Source organism: Cryptosporangium sp. NPDC051539 (genome assembly GCF_044454545.1).
Classification (GTDB): domain Bacteria; phylum Actinomycetota; class Actinomycetes; order Mycobacteriales; family Cryptosporangiaceae; genus Cryptosporangium.
The window spans coordinates 343,208-359,475 of record NZ_JBITDV010000007.1; the positions used below are offsets into that span (position 1 = coordinate 343,208).

At 71.7% G+C, this 16,268-nt stretch carries 10 protein-coding genes; 4 read left to right on the forward strand and 6 right to left on the reverse strand.

Annotated features, from left to right (window positions below):
- Window positions 1-15: 15 nt before the first annotated feature.
- Window positions 16-975: an agmatinase gene (gene speB, locus ACIBZJ_RS23555; RefSeq protein WP_395932935.1), complete on the reverse strand. Its 960-nt coding sequence runs from the start codon at window positions 973-975 to the stop codon at window positions 16-18.
- Between the two features lie 12 nt (window positions 976-987).
- Window positions 988-1,653: a TetR/AcrR family transcriptional regulator gene (locus tag ACIBZJ_RS23560; RefSeq protein ID WP_395932937.1), complete on the reverse strand. Its 666-nt coding sequence runs from the start codon at window positions 1,651-1,653 to the stop codon at window positions 988-990.
- A gap of 73 nt (window positions 1,654-1,726) precedes the next feature.
- On the opposite strand from ACIBZJ_RS23560, the gene ACIBZJ_RS23565 reads away from it, so the two are divergent.
- Entirely contained in the window at window positions 1,727-3,187 is a 1,461-nt protein-coding gene (locus ACIBZJ_RS23565; RefSeq protein WP_395932939.1) for an MDR family MFS transporter, read from the forward strand.
- On the opposite strand, the gene ACIBZJ_RS23570 is transcribed toward ACIBZJ_RS23565, so the two are convergent.
- The 3 genes from ACIBZJ_RS23570 to ACIBZJ_RS23580 form a co-directional block, all read right to left on the reverse strand.
- Window positions 3,181-7,170 (reverse strand): molybdopterin-dependent oxidoreductase, encoded by a 3,990-nt coding sequence (locus tag ACIBZJ_RS23570; RefSeq protein ID WP_395932941.1) that lies wholly within the window; start codon window positions 7,168-7,170, stop codon window positions 3,181-3,183. The two genes, ACIBZJ_RS23565 and ACIBZJ_RS23570, sit on opposite strands and share 7 nt — an antisense overlap.
- A gap of 78 nt (window positions 7,171-7,248) precedes the next feature.
- Window positions 7,249-9,936, reverse strand: coding sequence for a molybdopterin-dependent oxidoreductase (locus tag ACIBZJ_RS23575; RefSeq protein ID WP_395932943.1), 2,688 nt, complete (start codon window positions 9,934-9,936; stop codon window positions 7,249-7,251).
- Window positions 9,933-10,712: an FAD binding domain-containing protein gene (locus tag ACIBZJ_RS23580; RefSeq protein ID WP_395932945.1), complete on the reverse strand. Its 780-nt coding sequence runs from the start codon at window positions 10,710-10,712 to the stop codon at window positions 9,933-9,935. Before ACIBZJ_RS23580 ends, ACIBZJ_RS23575 begins: the two co-directional genes overlap by 4 nt.
- A gap of 180 nt (window positions 10,713-10,892) precedes the next feature.
- On the opposite strand from ACIBZJ_RS23580, the gene ACIBZJ_RS23585 reads away from it, so the two are divergent.
- From ACIBZJ_RS23585 to ACIBZJ_RS23595, 3 genes are all read left to right on the forward strand, one after another.
- Entirely contained in the window at window positions 10,893-13,202 is a 2,310-nt protein-coding gene (locus tag ACIBZJ_RS23585) for a putative bifunctional diguanylate cyclase/phosphodiesterase (RefSeq protein ID WP_395932947.1), read from the forward strand.
- 51 nt (window positions 13,203-13,253) lie between these two features.
- Window positions 13,254-13,841: a biotin transporter BioY gene (locus tag ACIBZJ_RS23590; protein WP_395932949.1), complete on the forward strand. Its 588-nt coding sequence runs from the start codon at window positions 13,254-13,256 to the stop codon at window positions 13,839-13,841.
- Between the two features lie 69 nt (window positions 13,842-13,910).
- The gene (locus ACIBZJ_RS23595) at window positions 13,911-15,071 is read left to right on the forward strand and encodes a damage-control phosphatase ARMT1 family protein (protein ID WP_395932951.1); all 1,161 of its coding nucleotides are present in this window, start codon (window positions 13,911-13,913) and stop codon (window positions 15,069-15,071) included.
- A gap of 103 nt (window positions 15,072-15,174) precedes the next feature.
- Here ACIBZJ_RS23595 and ACIBZJ_RS23600 read toward each other — a convergent pair whose 3' ends face one another.
- Complete coding sequence (locus ACIBZJ_RS23600) at window positions 15,175-16,242, reverse strand: BMP family ABC transporter substrate-binding protein (protein ID WP_395932953.1); 1,068 nt, start codon at window positions 16,240-16,242, stop codon at window positions 15,175-15,177.
- Window positions 16,243-16,268 lie beyond the last annotated feature (26 nt).

Sequence of the window (16,268 nt, forward strand, 5' to 3'; positions counted from 1 at the left end):
ATCCCATTACGGACGTCAATCGGCGGCGCGATTCCGGGCGAGTACCGAGAGCAGCTCGTAGGCCACGTGAGCAGCGGCGATGCCGGTGATCTCGGCGTGGTCGTACGGGGGCGAGACCTCGACGAGGTCGGCGCCCACGATGTCGAGCCCGACCAGCCCGCGCAGTGTGTGGAGCAGCTCCCGGCTGGTCAGGCCGCCGGCCTCGGGGGTGCCGGTACCGGGTGCGTGGGCCGGATCGAGCACGTCGATGTCGACCGAGACGTAGACGGGGCCGTCGCCGAGGCGGTGGCGGGCCTTGGCGACCAGGCTGGCGACCGTGCCGGTCTCGTAGTCGTCCGCGCGGATCACCTGGAACCCGAGGACGCCGTCCTGGGCGAGGTCGTCGGACGTGTAGAGCGGCCCGCGGATCCCGACGTGCAGGCACCGGGCGGGGTCGAGCAACCCTTCCTCGGACGCCCGGCGGAACGGCGTGCCGTGCGTGGTGGGTTCACCGAAGTAGGTGTCCCACGTGTCGAGGTGGGCGTCGAAGTGCACGACGCCGATCGGGCCGTGTTCCGCGTGCACGGCGCGCAGCAGCGGCAGCGCGATCGTGTGGTCGCCGCCCAGCGTGAGGAGCTTGACTCCGTCGGCGGCGAAGCCCCGGGCCGCTGCCTCGATCGTGGCGACCGCCTCGCCGATGTCGAACGGGTTCACCGCGAGGTCACCGGCGTCGACGACTTGCTGCACCGCGAACGGTGAGACGTCCAGCGCCGGGTTGTACGGGCGGAGCAGCTTGCTCGCGGTGCGGATGTGCGACGGCCCGAACCGGGCGCCGGGCCGGTAGCTCACCCCCGAGTCGAACGGGACCCCGAGCACGGCCACGTCGGTGCTGGGCACCTGGTCGGCTCGCGGGAGCTGGGCGAACGTGGCCGGCCCGGCATAGCGCGGAATCCGGGTGGAGTCGACGGGCCCGACCGGGCGCTCAGCACCAGACATGCCCCCACCGTTTCACGCCATCGCACCCGGGGGTCCGGAACCGTAACCGTGCAGGAACGCGTGGACGCCGGCGGCTACCGCGATGTCGGTCTCGGCCGCGGTCAGGTGGCCGGCCTGGTGCAGCCCGCGAGGGTTCGCCTCGACGGTCGTGAGCGACTGGAAGTGCAGAACGGCGCGCCCCAGTTCGGGGACGACGAGCAGCCCGCGGTCGGCCAGGCCCGAGAGGCGTTCACCCACCGCCACCTCGACGCGCTGCGGGCCGGCGCCGTGCCAGGCGGCGAGCACCGGCCTGGGAAAATGCGTCGACTCGGCGTTGATCTGCCGCACCATCGCGAAGTGGTCCGGGTAGTCGATCGCCATCCGCACGAGTGCGTGCCCGACCGCGATCAGCTCGGCCGGCACCTCGGCCGTGGTGGCCGCGATCGGCGCTGACCGGACCCGTTCGACGAAATTGTCGGCGACCTCGGTCGCGCTGGCCTCCAGCACGATCGCGAACAGCGCTTCCTTGGTGCTGAAGTGCTTGTAGAGCGTCCGGGTCGAGACGCCGGCCGCGCCGGCGATCGCGTCGATGCTGGCGCGCGCGTACCCGTCCCGGCCGAAGATCCGGCGGGCCGCGTGGACGATCGCGTCCCGCTTCTGCGGCTGCAACCGGCCGAGCGGGGGGACGGGCAACGACATGTCCCGAGGGTAGACGAGCGGCTCGTTTGTAAAGTAAAACGAGTACTGTACTTACCGAACCGAGGAGAACTCGATGTCTGTGCAGTCGGAAAGAGACACGCCGCTCGGCCCGGACGTGTGGCGGCTGGCCGCGATCATCGCGTCCGGTGCCTTCCTCAGCGGGCTGGACGCCTCGATCGTGAACGTCGGGCTCGACACGATCACCGGCGAACTCGGCGCGTCGCTCGCCACCACGCAATGGGTGGCCAACGGGTACCTGATCGCGATGGCGTCCTCGTTGCCGCTCTGCGGCTGGGCGGCCCGGCGGGTCGGCGCCGGCCGGCTCTGGCTCGCGTGCTTAGCCGCGTTCACCGTGGCCTCGGCGGCCTGCGCGCTCGCGCCGGACATCGGCTGGCTGATCGTCCTCCGGGTGGTCCAGGGGCTGGCCGCGGGCATGCTGATACCGGCCGGACAGACCGCGCTCGGACAGGCGGTCGGCCCGCACCGCCTCGGCCGGGTGATGGCGACGCTCGGCGTCGCGGTGACGCTGGCGCCCGCGCTCGGCCCGGTCGTCGGCGGGCTGGTGATCGACGTCGGGTCCTGGCCCTGGCTGTTCCTGCTCAACGTCCCGGTGGGTGTCGTCGCGCTCGCGCTCGGCGTGCGGTTCGTGCCCCGGGGTCAGGTCGGCGACCCCGGCCCGCTGGATCGGCTCGGGCTCGTGCTGCTCAGCGTCGGCCTGCCGGTGCTGGTGTGGGGATTCACCCGGTGGGGTGAGGAAGGCACGCTCGGACGGTTCGACGTCGCCGGGCCGTTGCTGCTCGGGGTGGGGGCGCTGGCCGCCTACGGTGTCCACTCTCGCTACTCCGCCCGCCCGCTGCTCGATCTGCGGTTGTTCCGGAACCGGTCGTACCGCGCGGCCACCTTCACCGCGACGTTCACCGGCGCCGCGCTGTTCGGCGCCGGTCTGCTGTTCGCGCTCTACTTCCAGCTCGGTCGTGGCGCCGATCCGCTGGCGTCCGGCCTGCTGCTGATCGGCGCGAGTGTCGGTACCGCGGTCGCGCTTCCGTTCACCGGACGGCTGGTCGACCGCTACGGCGGCGGTCCGCTGAGCCTGCTGGGCGGTCTGGTGACCGTCGCGACGACGGTCCCGTTCGCGCTGCTCCCTCTGGACGCCGGGGAGTGGCTCGTCCAGGTGCTGCTGTTCGCCCGGGGCGCCGGACTGGCCGGTGCGGTGATGCCGGTGATGACCTCGGCGTACAAGGCGGTCAGCGCGGCGCAACTGCCGGACGCGGCGACGCAGGTCAACATCGTGAGCCGGGTCGGCGGGGCGCTCGGCGGGGCGATCTTCGCGGTGGTGCTGGCCTCGGCGCTCCCGCACGGAACCGAACCGGCGTTCCGGACCGCGTTCTGGTGGCTCGTCGGCGCCTCCGCGCTCGGCACCGTGTGCGCGGCCTGGCTCACCGTCGCCGAGCGAGGAGCCCCCGGCCCGGCGGCCCCGGTGGTTGCTGCGGAAGCGGTGGGCGGGTCACCCTCGCGGGGGTCGGCGGGTCAGTAGACGTCCCGGACGTAGCGCTTGTCCGCGACCAGCTGGTCGACGTAGGCGCCGGCCTCGTCGGGTGACCTCCCGCCGTGGGTGGAGATCACGTCGCGGAGCGCCTGGTCGACGTCCTTGGCCATGCGCCTGGCGTCGCCGCAGACGAAGAAGTACGCGCCGTCGGCGATCCACTCCCACAGCATCGCGCCGTGCTCGCGCATCCGGTCCTGGACGTAGATCTTCGCCCGCTGTTCGCGGGAGAACGCCAGGTCGAGGCGCGTGAGCGTGCGGTCGGCGAGCAGCTGGCCCAATTCGTCCGCATAGTAGTGATCGGAGCGGCGGGGAGCGCCGAAGAACAGCCAGTTCGGGCCGGTCGCACCGCGGGCGCGGCGGTCGTGGAGGAAGCCGAGGAACGGCGAGACGCCGGTGCCGGGGCCGACCATGATCGCGCGGGCGGCCGGGTCGGCCGGTGGCTTGAAGTTCGCGGAGCGTTGCACGAAGACCGGCACCGTCGCCTCGGGGGCGGTGCCGGTCAGGAACGCGGAGCACACGCCGCGGCGCTCGCGGCCGCTGTCGTCGGCGAAGCGGACGACGGAGATCGTCGTGCGTACCGTGGCCGGGTCGACCAGGGGACTCGAGGAGATCGAATACAGGCGCGGTTGCAGCGGAGGGAGCGCGTCGACCCACTCCTGGGCCGCGGCGTCGACGCGGTACGCCGTGAGCACGTCGGGGGCCTGGCGGCTCCACGTCCAGCGGGCGAGTTCGCCGCGGTTCTCCGGGCGGAGCAGTTTGCCCAGGTCGCGGTTTTGCGTCCGGTCCAGGACGAAGCGGAGCAGCCTCGGGCTGATCGCGGCGATCTCCCGGTGAGCGCGGAGTGCGGTGCGGAGGTCGGTGACCCCCGGGCCGGTGAGCTCGACCGGTGTGGACGGGTCGAGGCGGGTGAGCGCGAGCCACTCGTCGACGAGGCCGGGGTCGTTCGTCGGCCAGACGCCGAGCGCGTCGCCGACGTCGTACGCGAGGCCGTCGGCCGAGAACGCGAACTCCCGGACCTCGCGCACCGCGTCTGTGCGCCCGAGCCGCCGGTTCCCGACCACCCGAGCCAGAGCGGGCACCCCTTTCGACGCCCGCCCGCCGGCCTGCGCCTTGGTCGCGCCGGTGCTCCGGGCGTCCGGGGGAGCGGAGGACGGGGCGAGGGCGGTCGCGACGCGGTCGATCCAGGCGTCGGCGGCCTCGGTGTAGTCGGGTTCGCAGTCGGTGCGGGGGACCAGACGATCGGCGCCCAGCTGAGCCAGGCGGTCGTCGAGGCGGCGGCCGTGGCCGCAGAAATCGTCGTAGCTGGAGTCACCGAACGCCAGCACCGCGTACCGCAACCCGTCGAGGCGCGGCGCGTCGGCCGCGGCCAGGGCGTCCCAGAACGACCCGCCGTTGTCCGGCGCCTCTCCGTCCCCGTATGTGCTGGTCACGACCAACAATTCGGACGCCAGCCGAAGCGTGCCCGGCGCACACTCGGACATCGCACACACCGTGACCGCCCGCCCGGCCGCCGCCAACCGGTCTCCCGCCGCCACCGCGAACTCCTCCGCGTTCCCCGTCTGCGACGCGAAGAGCAGCAGCACCCGCCCGGTTTGCGGTGTCGGCGGGTCGGTCGCGGGCGTGATCGTGGCACCGGTGCGCGAGAACCGGCCGGCCAGCCAGCCGTTCAGCCACATCGCGGTATCGGCGGTGAACGGTGCACTCCCCGGCAGCACCGGGACGACGCCGGCCTCCGGCGGGGCCGCCTCCACACCGGCCAGGAAGCCGGCCAGATACCGGCCCTCCGCGCCCGACAGAACCGGCGCGTCGACGTCCGCCAGCACCGGCACTCCGGGACCGCGCACCTCATCGCGCTCCGGGGCGTCCGCCTGGGACACGGCGGTGAGCGCGACGGCGCAGGCCTTGAATTCGGGCTGGAACGAGATCGGATCGACCGCGTCGTTCGTCACCGCGTTGACGCTGAGGTACTCGCCGAACACGTCGTTCCAGTGGAACGGCGCGAAACACGAGCCCGGCAGCACGCGGTCGGTGACGACGGCGGGAAGCACCGCCCGGCCACGGCGGGACGCGATCTCGACCGGGTCGCCCTCGCGCACCCCCAGTGAGTCCGCGTCGTCCGGATGCACCTCGACGAACGGTCCGGGATCGAGCTTGAGGAGCTTCGCGATCTTGCCGGTCTTCGTGAGCGTGTGCCACTGATGCGGCAACCGGCCGGTGTTCAGTACGAACGGGAAGTCCTCGTCCGGCAGCTCGGCCGGCGGCACGTGCGGGCGCGGGAAGAACACCGCCTTCCCGCTCGGCGTCGCGAACCGCTCGGTATACCGGACCGGGTGCCGATCCTCCGCGTCACCCGGAGGCGAAGGCCACTGCACCGGCCCGGACCGCAGCCGCGAGTACGACACCCCGCGCAGGTCGTAGCCGGTCCGCGGATTCGCGAACGCGCTCAGCTCGTCGAAGATCTCCTCGGCGGACGCGTAGCCGAACGCCTCGCCGAATCCCATCCCGGTGGCGATCCGGGCGATCAGCTGCCAGTCCGGCAACGCCGCTCCGGGTGCGTCGACCGCGGCCCGCCCGAGCGTGAGGTTCCGCTCCGAGTTGACCTGCACACCGTCCGACTCACCCCACATCGCCGCGGGCAGCACGACGTCCGCGTACGCGTTCGTCTCGGTGTCGGCGAACACGTCCTGGGTGACGACGAACTCCGCGGCCTCCAGACCCTCGATCACCGTGCGCCGGTTCGCGACCGACGCGACCGGGTTCGTGCCGATGATCCACGCCGCCTTGATGTCTCCCCGGGCCAGCCGGCGGAACAGGTCGACGGTGCCGGTGCCGGTGTGCTCGGGGATCGAGCCGGGTTCGATACCCCAGCGCTGCTCGACGAACCGCCGGTCGGCCTCGGCCAGCACCGTGCGCTGCCCGGGCAGGCCGGGGCCCAGGTACCCCATCTCCCGCCCGCCCATCGCGTTCGGCTGACCGGTGAGCGAGAACGGCCCGGCGCCCGGACGGCAGATCGCCCCGGTCGCGAGGTGCAGGTTGACCAGCGCGTTCGTGTTCCAGGTGCCGTGGGTGCTCTGGTTGAGGCCCATCGTCCACAGCGACATCCAACGGCTGCCGGCACCGGCGATCAGCGCCGCGGCTTCCCTCAGCGAGGCCTCGGAGAGGCCGGTGATCTCGGCGACCCGGGCCGGTGGGTAGTCGCGCAGCAGCGCGGGCATCGCCTCCCAGCCTTCCGTCCGCGCTGCGATGAACTCGTGGTCCAGGCGATCGGTCAGCAGGTGCAGCAGACCGTTCAGCAACGCCAGGTCCGTGCCCGGCGCGACCTGCAGGAACAGGTCCGCCTTGGCCGCGGTCGCGGTCCTCCTCGGATCGACGACGATCAGCTTCGCGCCTTTCTTGACGCGGTCCAGCAGGCGCAGGAACAGGATCGGGTGGCAGTCGGCCATGTTCGAGCCGATGACCAGGAACAGGTCGGCCCGGTCGAGGTCGTCGTAGGAACCGGGCGGGCCGTCGGCGCCGAGCGAGAGTTTGTAACCGCTGGCCGCGCTGGCCATGCACAGGCGCGAGTTCGATTCGATCTGGTTCGTGCGGAGGTAGCCCTTCGCCAGCTTCGTCGCGAGGTACTGGGCTTCGAGCGACATCTGGCCGGAGACGTAGAGGGCGATCGAGTCCGGGCCGTGCTGGTCCCGGATCGCGCTGAGGCGGGCCGCGGTCCGGGCGACCGCCTCGTCGACGTCGGCCGGTGCGTGCGGCGCGGACCGGTCGGCGCGCACCAGGGCGGTGGTGAGCCGTCCCGGTGCGTTCAGCAGGTCGGCGCTGGTCGCCCCTTTGGTGCAGAGGCGTCCGCGGTTCGCCGGGTGCTCCTTGTCTCCGGACGCCGTGAGAGCGCGCCGCCGCCCGTCCGCGCCGACGACGACGTCGAGGACCAGGCCGCAGCCGACGCCGCAGTACGAGCACACGGTTTTGACACGCATTTCCCGAGGATGCGAATCGCCGGTTTCGCCGTCGTGACACGTGTACCGCGCGGCCGGTTACACCTCTCGCACCAGCGGTCAGCCGTTCGGTGCGGTCGGGCCGGTCTCGGCCAGTTTCTCCCAGACGACGTCCCGGGCCAGCGGGAGCTCGGTGAAGCGGACGCCGGTGGCGTCCCGGACCGCGTTGGCGAGCGCGGGCGCGATCGGGTTGAACGGGCTCTCGCTCATCGACTTCGCGCCGAGCGGCCCGACCGGGTCGTGCACGTCCTCGACGAAGTGGACGTCGGTGCGCGGCACGTCGGCGAACGTCGGCAGATGGTAGGTCCGGAAAGTTGGATTCTCGACCGCGCCGGCCGCATCGAGGCGGAGCTTCTCGGTGAGCGTCGCGCCGAGTGCCTGTGCGATGCCGCCCTCGACCTGGCCCCGGCACTGCATCGGGTTCATCACCGTGCCCGCGTCCGCCGCGTGGACGCTGCGCAGAATACGGATCTCGCCGGTGGCCGGGTCGACCGCGACCCGGAACCAGTGCGCGTTGAACGCGACCGAGCGCGGGGTGCCGTCGAAATGGCCCTCGGCGGTGAAGATCGTCCCTCCGGCGGCCTCGCGCAGGTCCGCCGGCGCGATCCGCAGACGCCCGGCCACGACGACGTCCTGCTCCAGGCGGCACGCCTCGACCGGGACCTCGGCCCGCGCCGCGGCCGCCGTCAGCAGCCTCGTGCGCAGCGCCCGCGCGGCGGCCAGTACCGCGTTGCCACCGACCGTGATGCCGGTCGAGCCGAACGCCCCGGTGTCGTGCCCGACGAGATCGGTGTCGGACTGCCGGACCCGGACCCGGCCGGTCTTCGTGGCCAGTACCTCGGCGACGATCTGCTGGAACACGGTGGTGCTGCCGTTGCCGAACTCCGAGGTGCCGACGGCCAGGTCGTAGCACCCGTCGGTGGCCAGCGCGAGCGTGGCGTCGGCGTAGTGGCCGTTCGGGGGAGTGGTCGCGATCATCGAGATCGCCATCCCGTCGCCGACCAGCCAGCCCGGCATCTCGGGGACGGATTCGGCCCGGGCCCGGTCGAGGATCGCCAGGCACTGGTCCAGCCCGTAGCTGGCCACCGTGAGGTCGGCCTCGTGACCGGCCGGGGTGACCAGCGGATCCCCGGCCCGGATGACGTTCCTGGCCCGCAGTTCCACCGGGTCGAGACCGAGCCTGCGGGCCAGTTCGTCCATCGCGGACTCGACCGCGAACAGCACCTGCCCGAGCCCGTACCCGCGGAACGCACCGGCCGGCACCGAGTTCGTGTAGACCGCGTATCCCTCGACCCGCTTGTTCGCGCACCGGTAGATCGCCATCGACTCGCCGCACGAGTGGAACAGCACGCCCGGCCCGTGGTTGCCGTACGCACCGGTGTTCGACACCACCCGGAGGTCCATCGCGGTGAGCGTCCCGTCCCGGCGGGCCCCGAGCCGGACGTCGATCGTGAACGGATGCCGGGTGGTCGCCGCCTCGAACTGCTCGGACCGGGTGTACTCGTACTTGACCGGCCTACCGGTGTGCAGCACGGCCAGCGCGACCAGGTCCTCGGCCAGCGTCTCCTGCTTACCGCCGAACCCCCCACCGACCCGCCCCGTGAACACCCGCACCCGCCCCAGCGGCAGGTCGAACAGTGCGCACAGTGCCCGCCGGGTCAGGAACGGCACCTGGCTGCTGGTGCGCACGACCAGCCGCCCTTCGTCGTCGAGCCAGGCCAGCGAGCCGTGCGTCTCCAGGCTCGCGTGCTGGACGCGCTGGGTGCCGAACGTCCCCGAGTACACCTCGTCGGCCTCGGCGAACCCGGCTCCGACGTCGCCGATCTCGCCGTGGACCTCGCCCGCGACGTTCTCACCGGCCCGCGCGATTCCGTCACCGGCGCCCTTGCCGGGATGCAGCACCGGGGCGCCGGGGCTCATCGCGTCCGCGGGGTCGAACACCGCCGGGAGCACCTCGTACTCGACGACGATCCGGCGGCACGCCTCCTCCGCGGCGCCCTCGGTCTCGGCCACCACGGCGGCCACCCGCTGGCCCCGGAACCGGACGACGTCATCGAGCACCCGGGTGTCTTGCGGGTCGTCCTGCACCCGTTCGTGGCGCCCGGTGGAGAAGCGCCTCGCCGGGGCGTCCGAGTGAGTGAGCACCGCGTGCACGCCCGGCAGGTTCTCCGCCTCCGAGACGTCGATGGCGACGATCCGAGCGTGCGCGTGCGGGGACCGCAGGACCTTCAGGTGCAGCAGGCCGGGCACGTCGACGTCGAACGTGTACCGGGCGGTACCGGTCACGACCTGCGGCCCGGCCGGGGCCGGCGTGTTGCCGCCGACCGCGGTGTCCTCGACGTGCTTGACGCCGCCGATCGCGTCCTCGATCGCGCGGTAACCGGTGCAGCGGCAGAGGTTGCCCTTCAACGCGCGCGGCAGGTCGGCGCGCTGATCGTCGGTGAGCGCGGCGGCCGTCATCAGGAAACCGGCGGTGCAGAAGCCGCACTGGAAGCCCTGGGCCTCCAGGAACTGCTGCTGTACCGGGTGGTCGAGGCCCTCGACCGTGGTCACCGCGCGGTCCTGCGCCCGAACGGCCGGGTACACGCAACTGTGCACCGGCACCCCGTCGACGTGGACCGTGCAGGCGCCGCAGTCCCCGGCGTCGCACCCCTTCTTGACGCCGAAGTGCCCGAGGTCGCGCAGGTGGGTGCGCAGGCACTGGCCCGGGCGGGGTTGCGCGTCGAACGGCCGGCCGTTGACGATCATCGCAGCTCACCGCAGACCTGCTCGGCGAACATCCGGGTCAGGTGACGCCGCCAGGAGGGCTTCCCGTGCACGTCGTCGACCCAGAGGTCGTCGGGGATCGCGCCCTCCAGGGCGGTGCCCAATTCGGCCGGCGTGGGCAGGTGGGCGAACCGGAGCTGGACCGGACGTTTCGTCGACGCGGTCACGGTCAGCACCAGGCCGCCGTCGGCCACGCGGCCGATCACGAGTGCGGCCGAGCGTCCGAGCGGGTGCAGCGAGCCCTGCCGGAACGCCGTCCGGCCACCGAGCGCCGAGGCCGGCAGGAAGATCGAGCGGAGGAACTCACCCGGCTCCAGCATCGTCGTGCCCTCGCCGGTGACGAAATCCGTCACCGCCACCCGCCGGCGCACACCGTCGGGCCCTTCGAGCGTGCACCACCCGTCCAGCGCCGCGGTCAGCGACGTCATCGGGCCGGCGGGGAGCGCCGCGCACACGTTGCCACCGACCGTGGCCACGTGCTGGATCTTGAAGCTGGCCAGGAACGCGTCGCAGCACTGGGCGAACAGCTCGTTCGGGTACTCGCGCAGCTCGGCGATCGTGCAGGTCGCGGCGATCTGGAGGCCTTCGGGACCGTCGGTGAGCGCCGGCCAGCGGTACGCGGTGAGGTCCCGCAGGCGCTTCAGGTGCGGCTGGGGCTCGGAGAACAGGTACGTCCCGCCCGCGAGCCAGCCGTCACCGGGCCGCCAGGCACCGGCGTCGGCCGCGTCCGTCACCTGCTCGATCGTGTTCAGGTCCACCAGCACACCAGATCACCGGAGAGTTGCGAGAACTACTGGCGGTCCCTCCAAACGCCGGGCGGACCGTGCGGGTCACACTGGCCGATCGCACAGCGGTTCAGTTTTCGCCCGGCGATGCCGATGGTTTGATCGGCGGTCCACCGAACGCCGGTCGACTCGTGCGCGGAAGGAGGCCGCTGGATGCCGCCCATCGGCCAGACCGTGCGTGAGCTCGCCGAGCTCGTGATGCTGGCCGTGCTGATCAGCATCGTCAACGAGCTCGGCTGGTACGGCGGTCACTCGACGCCGGTCCTGCTCGCGGTCACCGCGCCGCTGCTGCTGATGAACACCACCGGCGTGCAGCTCCGGCTCTCCGGCGGTGACCTGTCCCGTCGGATCTCCCTCCGGATGTTCCTGCACCTGGTCGTCGGTCTGTTCCCGGCGGCGTTCATCACCGGTTGGGGCCCGGTGATGATGACCGGCGTGATCGTCGCGGCCGCGCTGCACATGCGCTGGAGCGGGGCCGGCGTCTGGAAGTTCGCGGTCGGCTGCGCGTTCGTCATCGCCGGTCTGGGCGTCGTCGCGATCGCGCTCGGGCTGGTCACCGACTACTTCGGCCGGCCCGAGTCGTACGTGCTGTGCGGCCTGATGCTGCTGGTCAACGTCCTGGTACTGCGCAGCTACGGGCGGGTGCTGGAAGACCGCGAACGGGCCGAGGCCGAGCACGCCGCGTCCCGCGCCGCGGCCCGCCGCAGCGAGCGCTGGTTCCGGGCGCTGGTGCAGAACACCAGCGACGTCATCAGCGTCGTCGACTCGGCGCGGCTGGTCACGTACGTGTCCGACTCGGTCGAAGCAGGTCTCGGCCACCGCCCGGCCGACCTCCTGGGTGGTCCGGCGGACGCGATCGTCGACCCGGTCGACCGCACGGTGTTCGCCGCGTTCCTGGACGGGGTACTGCGCTCGCCGGGCACCGACCACCGGGCCGAGCTGCGGCTGTGGCACGCCGACGGCGCCCAGCGCTGGCACGAGGCCACCGCCCACGACCTGCTCGACGACCCGGAGATCGCGGGTGTCGTCCTCAACTACCGCGACGTGAACGAGCGGCGGGCGTACCACGACCTGCTCGCGTTCGACGCGTCCCATGACTCGCTGACCGGCCTGGCGAACCGGGCCGAGCTGAACCGCGCGCTCGACGAGGCGCTGCTGCTGCGGTCGGCGGCCCTGGCCGCGGCCGGTGGCGACGCCGGGTCGGTGCCGGCCGTGGCCGTCCTGCTCATCGACCTGGACGGCTTCAAACCGGTCAACGACACCTACGGCCACGAGGTCGGCGACGCCCTGCTGGTGACCGTGGCCCGGCTGCTGGAGCGCAACGTGCTCGGCGTCGACACGGTGGCCAGGCTCGGCGGCGACGAGTTCGTCGTCCTGCTGTCCGGGCTCGCCGACGAGCGAGGCGCGATCGCGGTCGCCGAGCGGGTGCTGGGCCTGCTGCGCGCGCCGCTGCGGCTGCCGTCGGCCGAGGTGCGCCTCGGTGCCAGCATCGGCATCGCGCTGGCCACCGAAGACACCCTGCACGGCGTCGAGTTGCTCCGGCGGGCCGATCACGCGATGTACCGGGCCAAGCGCGAGGGACGCCACCGCTGGGTCTGCCACCGCCCGGGCGGCTCCGAGCACGACGACGAGGTGTCGGACTCGGAGATCGCGGCCACGACCTCGGCCGCGATCGAACGGGACCTCCGCGTCGCGCTGACGACCGGCCGCGGCCTGTCGGTCGCCTACCAGCCGATCGTCCTGCTCGCCGATCGGTCGCTCTGGGGCTTCGAGGCACTCGTCCGCTGGACCCACCCGACCCGTGGTCCGATGTCGCCGGCGGATTTCGTCCCCCTCGCGGAGCGGACCGGCGTGATTCACGAGCTGAGTCGCTGGGTGCTCGACACCGCCTGCCGGCAGGTCGCGTTCTGGCAGCACGAGTTCCCCGAGGATCAGCGGATCTCACTCTCGGTGAACCTCTCGGCCCGCGACCTCGATCAGCCGGGGATCACCGACGTCGTCCTGCAGACGATGACGGCGGCCGGCCTGGACGCGCAGGACCTCGTCATCGAGGTGACGGAAAGTGCTCTCGTCGACCCGGAGCTCGCGATCCCGGCGCTCGGGCGGCTGAGCGATGCGGGGATCAGGATCGCGATCGACGACTTCGGCACCGGTTACTCGTCGTTGCAGTACCTCACCCAGATGCCGGTCGACATCCTCAAGCTCGACCGGTCGTTCGTGAGCCGGCTGGACGGCACCCCGCAGCACGCGGCGATCGCTGAAGCAGTGGTCCGGCTCAGTCAGACGCTGCGATTCAGCACGGTGGCCGAAGGGATCGAAACCGAGGCGCAGGCGGCGGAACTGACCGCGCTCGGTTACCGGAAGGGACAGGGGTACCTGATCTCCAAGCCGCTCACGCCGGATGAGGTTGGAGGTTTCCTCCAAGCCTCAGGACGTGAGGTTCGTCGCGAAGTTCCCTGGTAGCCGGGTTCGTGGTGTTACTAACGTCTGACTGTTGTTGGAGACAGGAGGACGATGACTACCGTCAGTGTTGCTTCCCCTCGCCGTGTTCTCGCCGACGTGGTTCCCGGCGGTCTGGTCCGGGATGCCGCTCTCGTCGTCGGATCGGCGGCGTTCGTCGGGCTCTTCGCACAGATCTCGATCCCGCTCTCGTTCACGCCGGTTCCGGTGACCGGGGGAACGTTCGCGGTGCTGTTGTCGGTCGCGGCGCTCGGGCCGGCCCGCGGCGTCCTCGGCCTGCTCGTGTACATGCTGGCCGGCATGGCCGGGGTCCCGTGGTTCTCGGCCCACTCGTCCGGCTGGTCGATGCCGTCGTTCGGGTACATCGTCGGGTACGTGCTGGCCGCCGCGGTCGTCGGTGCGCTGGCCAGGCGCGGTGCCGACCGCACGCCGCTGCGCGCGGTACCGCTGATGATCGCCGGCAACCTCGCGATCTACGCGATCGGTGTGCCGTGGCTGATGGCGTCGCTGGACGTCAGCTTCGCGAAGGCGCTCGAACTCGGCGCGACTCCGTTCCTGATCGGTGACGCGGTGAAGATCGTGCTGGCGGCCCTGGTGCTGCCGGGTGCGTGGGCGCTGGTGCGCCGGATCGAAAAGAAGTAACCCCGAAGACTGCCCGCCCCGGCACTGCGATGGCGCGTGCCGGGGCGGGCTGTTCCTAGGATCTCCTGTGTGACCGAGCTACTGGCGCCCGAGATCGACAGCGCGGACCCGGCGTCCTTCCCGTGGAGCGTGTTCCACGACCGGCACCCGGTCCTGATCGAGCGGGTCGCGACCGCGCTGCCCAGACCGGCCGCGCAGCGGGACGCGCTCGCCGTGCTGCTGGCCGAGTCCACGTCCGGGGTGGTGACGGCGCTCGACGTGGAGTCCCTGCGGCACGAGCCCTGGCCCTGGTGGCGTCCGGAATACCGCGGTCTGCCCTGGGGCGAGACGCCGTTCCTCTGGGCCGAGAGCTACTTCTACCGGCGTCTGCTCGATGCGGTGGAGTACTTCCGGCCCGGTCTCTGGCGCGGCCTCGACCCGTTCGGCCCCACCAAGGCCGCCGAACTGGCCGGTGCGGAGGTCGACCAGGAACTCGCGGCGCTCGACGATCTCGCCGGGCGTCCGGCCGACGAGCAGTGGGACGCGCTGGTCGGCTCGTCCCTCTGGGGCAACCGCGCCGACCTCAGCTTCCAGGCCGGTCCGACGGCCTCGTCCGCCACCAGTGGGTTGATCGCCGACGACAGCGACGCGCTCCGCGGTTTGCTGCACGACGGTCCGGCGGGCGAGGTGCACCTGCTCGCCGACAACGCCGGTCGGGAGGTCCTGCCGGACCTCGTCCTCCTCGACCACCTGCTCGAGTCCGGTCTCGCGACCGCGGTGGTGCTGCACGTGAAACCGCACCCGTACTACGTGTCGGACGCCACGGTGGCGGACGTTCTGGCCGCGGTCGCACGGCTGCGCGACGCCGGGGGACGAGCGGCCACCGTGGGAGGGCGGCTGTTCGAGCGCGTCCGCACCGGGCATCTCGAACTGGCCACGCACGAGTTCTTCTGCGGGCCGCTCACGTACGACGCGATGCCGGTGGCGTTGCGGGAGCGACTCGGCCGGGCGTCGCTGACGATCTCGAAGGGCGACCTGAACTACCGGCGGCTGGTGGGAGACCGGCGCTGGCACCCGACCGCGCCGTTCGCGGAGCTCACCGGGCACTTTCCCAGCCCGGTGGCGGCGCTACGGACGCTGAAGTGCGACGTTGCGGTCGGGCTGACCGAGGAGCGGGCGGAGTCGCTGGACGCGACCGGGAAAGCCTGGCGCACGAACGGCGAGTACGCGGTGATCCACGTCCGCGGCTAGCCCCGGCGCGGGCCGCCGGACGGGACTGCCGGACTGGGTCGCCGGACGGGGAGCTGCCGACTGCTGGGAGTGCACGCGGCCGGCCGCGTGCACTCCCTCGCGCTCACGCGCCGAGCTTGGCCACCTCGGTGTCGACGTTGATCTTGCCGCTGCCGATGTCCTTGATGAACGTCTCGAGCGCCGTGTTCTGCTCGGCCGTCCCATCACAGATCTTCACCGTCGGGACCGGGTCCTTGCCGATGTGCCAGTCGCGGGCGACGCCCATCTTCAGCTTGCCCTCCGAGAAGTCCTGCAGCGCCGCGGCGAAGTACTCGCCCGGGTCGAAGATCGACGACACCTGGAACTTCGGACTGGTCGACGCGCATCGGTCGGTGCCGGGCGTCGAGAGGATGAGGTTCTTGGTGTTGCCGAACGCGGCGACCGCGTCGGTCGCGCCGCCGAGGTACGGGTAGAGCGCCTGCACACCCTGGTTGACCTGGGCCTGGGCCGCTTCCTTGGCCTTGGCGGAGTCGTTGAAGTCACCGGTGTACGTGGTGACCAGCGTGGCGTTCGGCACGACCTCACGGATGCCGGCCTTGAAGGCCTTGGCCGCCTGCACGGAGAAATCCGCTTCCGGGCCGGTGACGTAACCGGCCTTGGTGTAGCCCTTCTCCTTCATCAGCAAGCCGTTGGCGTAGCCGGTCGCGAGGATGACCTCGTTGATGAAGTCCCGCGAGATCGTGATCTTCGACGTCTGCTTGAGGTCCTGCTGCGCCGGCACGTACCAAGCCGTCTTGGCGCAGACGGACTCCTCCGAGGCCGGGATCGCGTCCTTCAGCTCGCTGGCGCCCAGCGCGACCATGTCGACCTTCTGGCGACAGAGGTTGCGGGCCTGGTTCAGTGCGTCGGCCGGGTTGATCGACCCGACCTTGATGAGCTTCCAGCCTTTACTGTCAGTGAACGCCTGCGCCTTCGCGACGAAGCTCTCGTAGTAGCCGTTGTCGTTGAGGTCGCCCGGGCTGAGCACGCCGATGACCACCTGGCCGTCACCGTTGACGTCGGGTCCGGCCGCGGACGCGCTCCCGGCCGACGCGCTGGCCGTCGTCTCGGCCGTGTCGCCGGGGCTGGTGCAGGCGGCGAGCGCGACGACAAGACTGGCCGCGGCGGCGACCTTTATCGGCAAACGTCTCATTTCTGGCTCCTCGGGAGGTTGAGGGG

What these genes read in the sequence shown, in the direction of transcription:
- speB (WP_395932935.1), bottom strand. Translation starts at nt 975, where the DNA reads ATGTCTGGTGCTGAGCGCCCGGTCGGGCCCGTCGACTCCACCCGGATT.
- ACIBZJ_RS23560 (WP_395932937.1), bottom strand. Translation starts at nt 1,653, where the DNA reads ATGTCGTTGCCCGTCCCCCCGCTCGGCCGGTTGCAGCCGCAGAAGCGG.
- ACIBZJ_RS23575 (WP_395932943.1), bottom strand. Translation starts at nt 9,936, where the DNA reads ATGATCGTCAACGGCCGGCCGTTCGACGCGCAACCCCGCCCGGGCCAG.
- ACIBZJ_RS23565 (WP_395932939.1), top strand. Translation starts at nt 1,727, where the DNA reads ATGTCTGTGCAGTCGGAAAGAGACACGCCGCTCGGCCCGGACGTGTGG.
- ACIBZJ_RS23590 (WP_395932949.1), top strand. Translation starts at nt 13,254, where the DNA reads ATGACTACCGTCAGTGTTGCTTCCCCTCGCCGTGTTCTCGCCGACGTG.
- ACIBZJ_RS23570 (WP_395932941.1), bottom strand. Translation starts at nt 7,170, where the DNA reads ATGCGTGTCAAAACCGTGTGCTCGTACTGCGGCGTCGGCTGCGGCCTG.
- ACIBZJ_RS23585 (WP_395932947.1), top strand. Translation starts at nt 10,893, where the DNA reads ATGCCGCCCATCGGCCAGACCGTGCGTGAGCTCGCCGAGCTCGTGATG.
- ACIBZJ_RS23600 (WP_395932953.1), bottom strand. Translation starts at nt 16,242, where the DNA reads ATGAGACGTTTGCCGATAAAGGTCGCCGCCGCGGCCAGTCTTGTCGTC.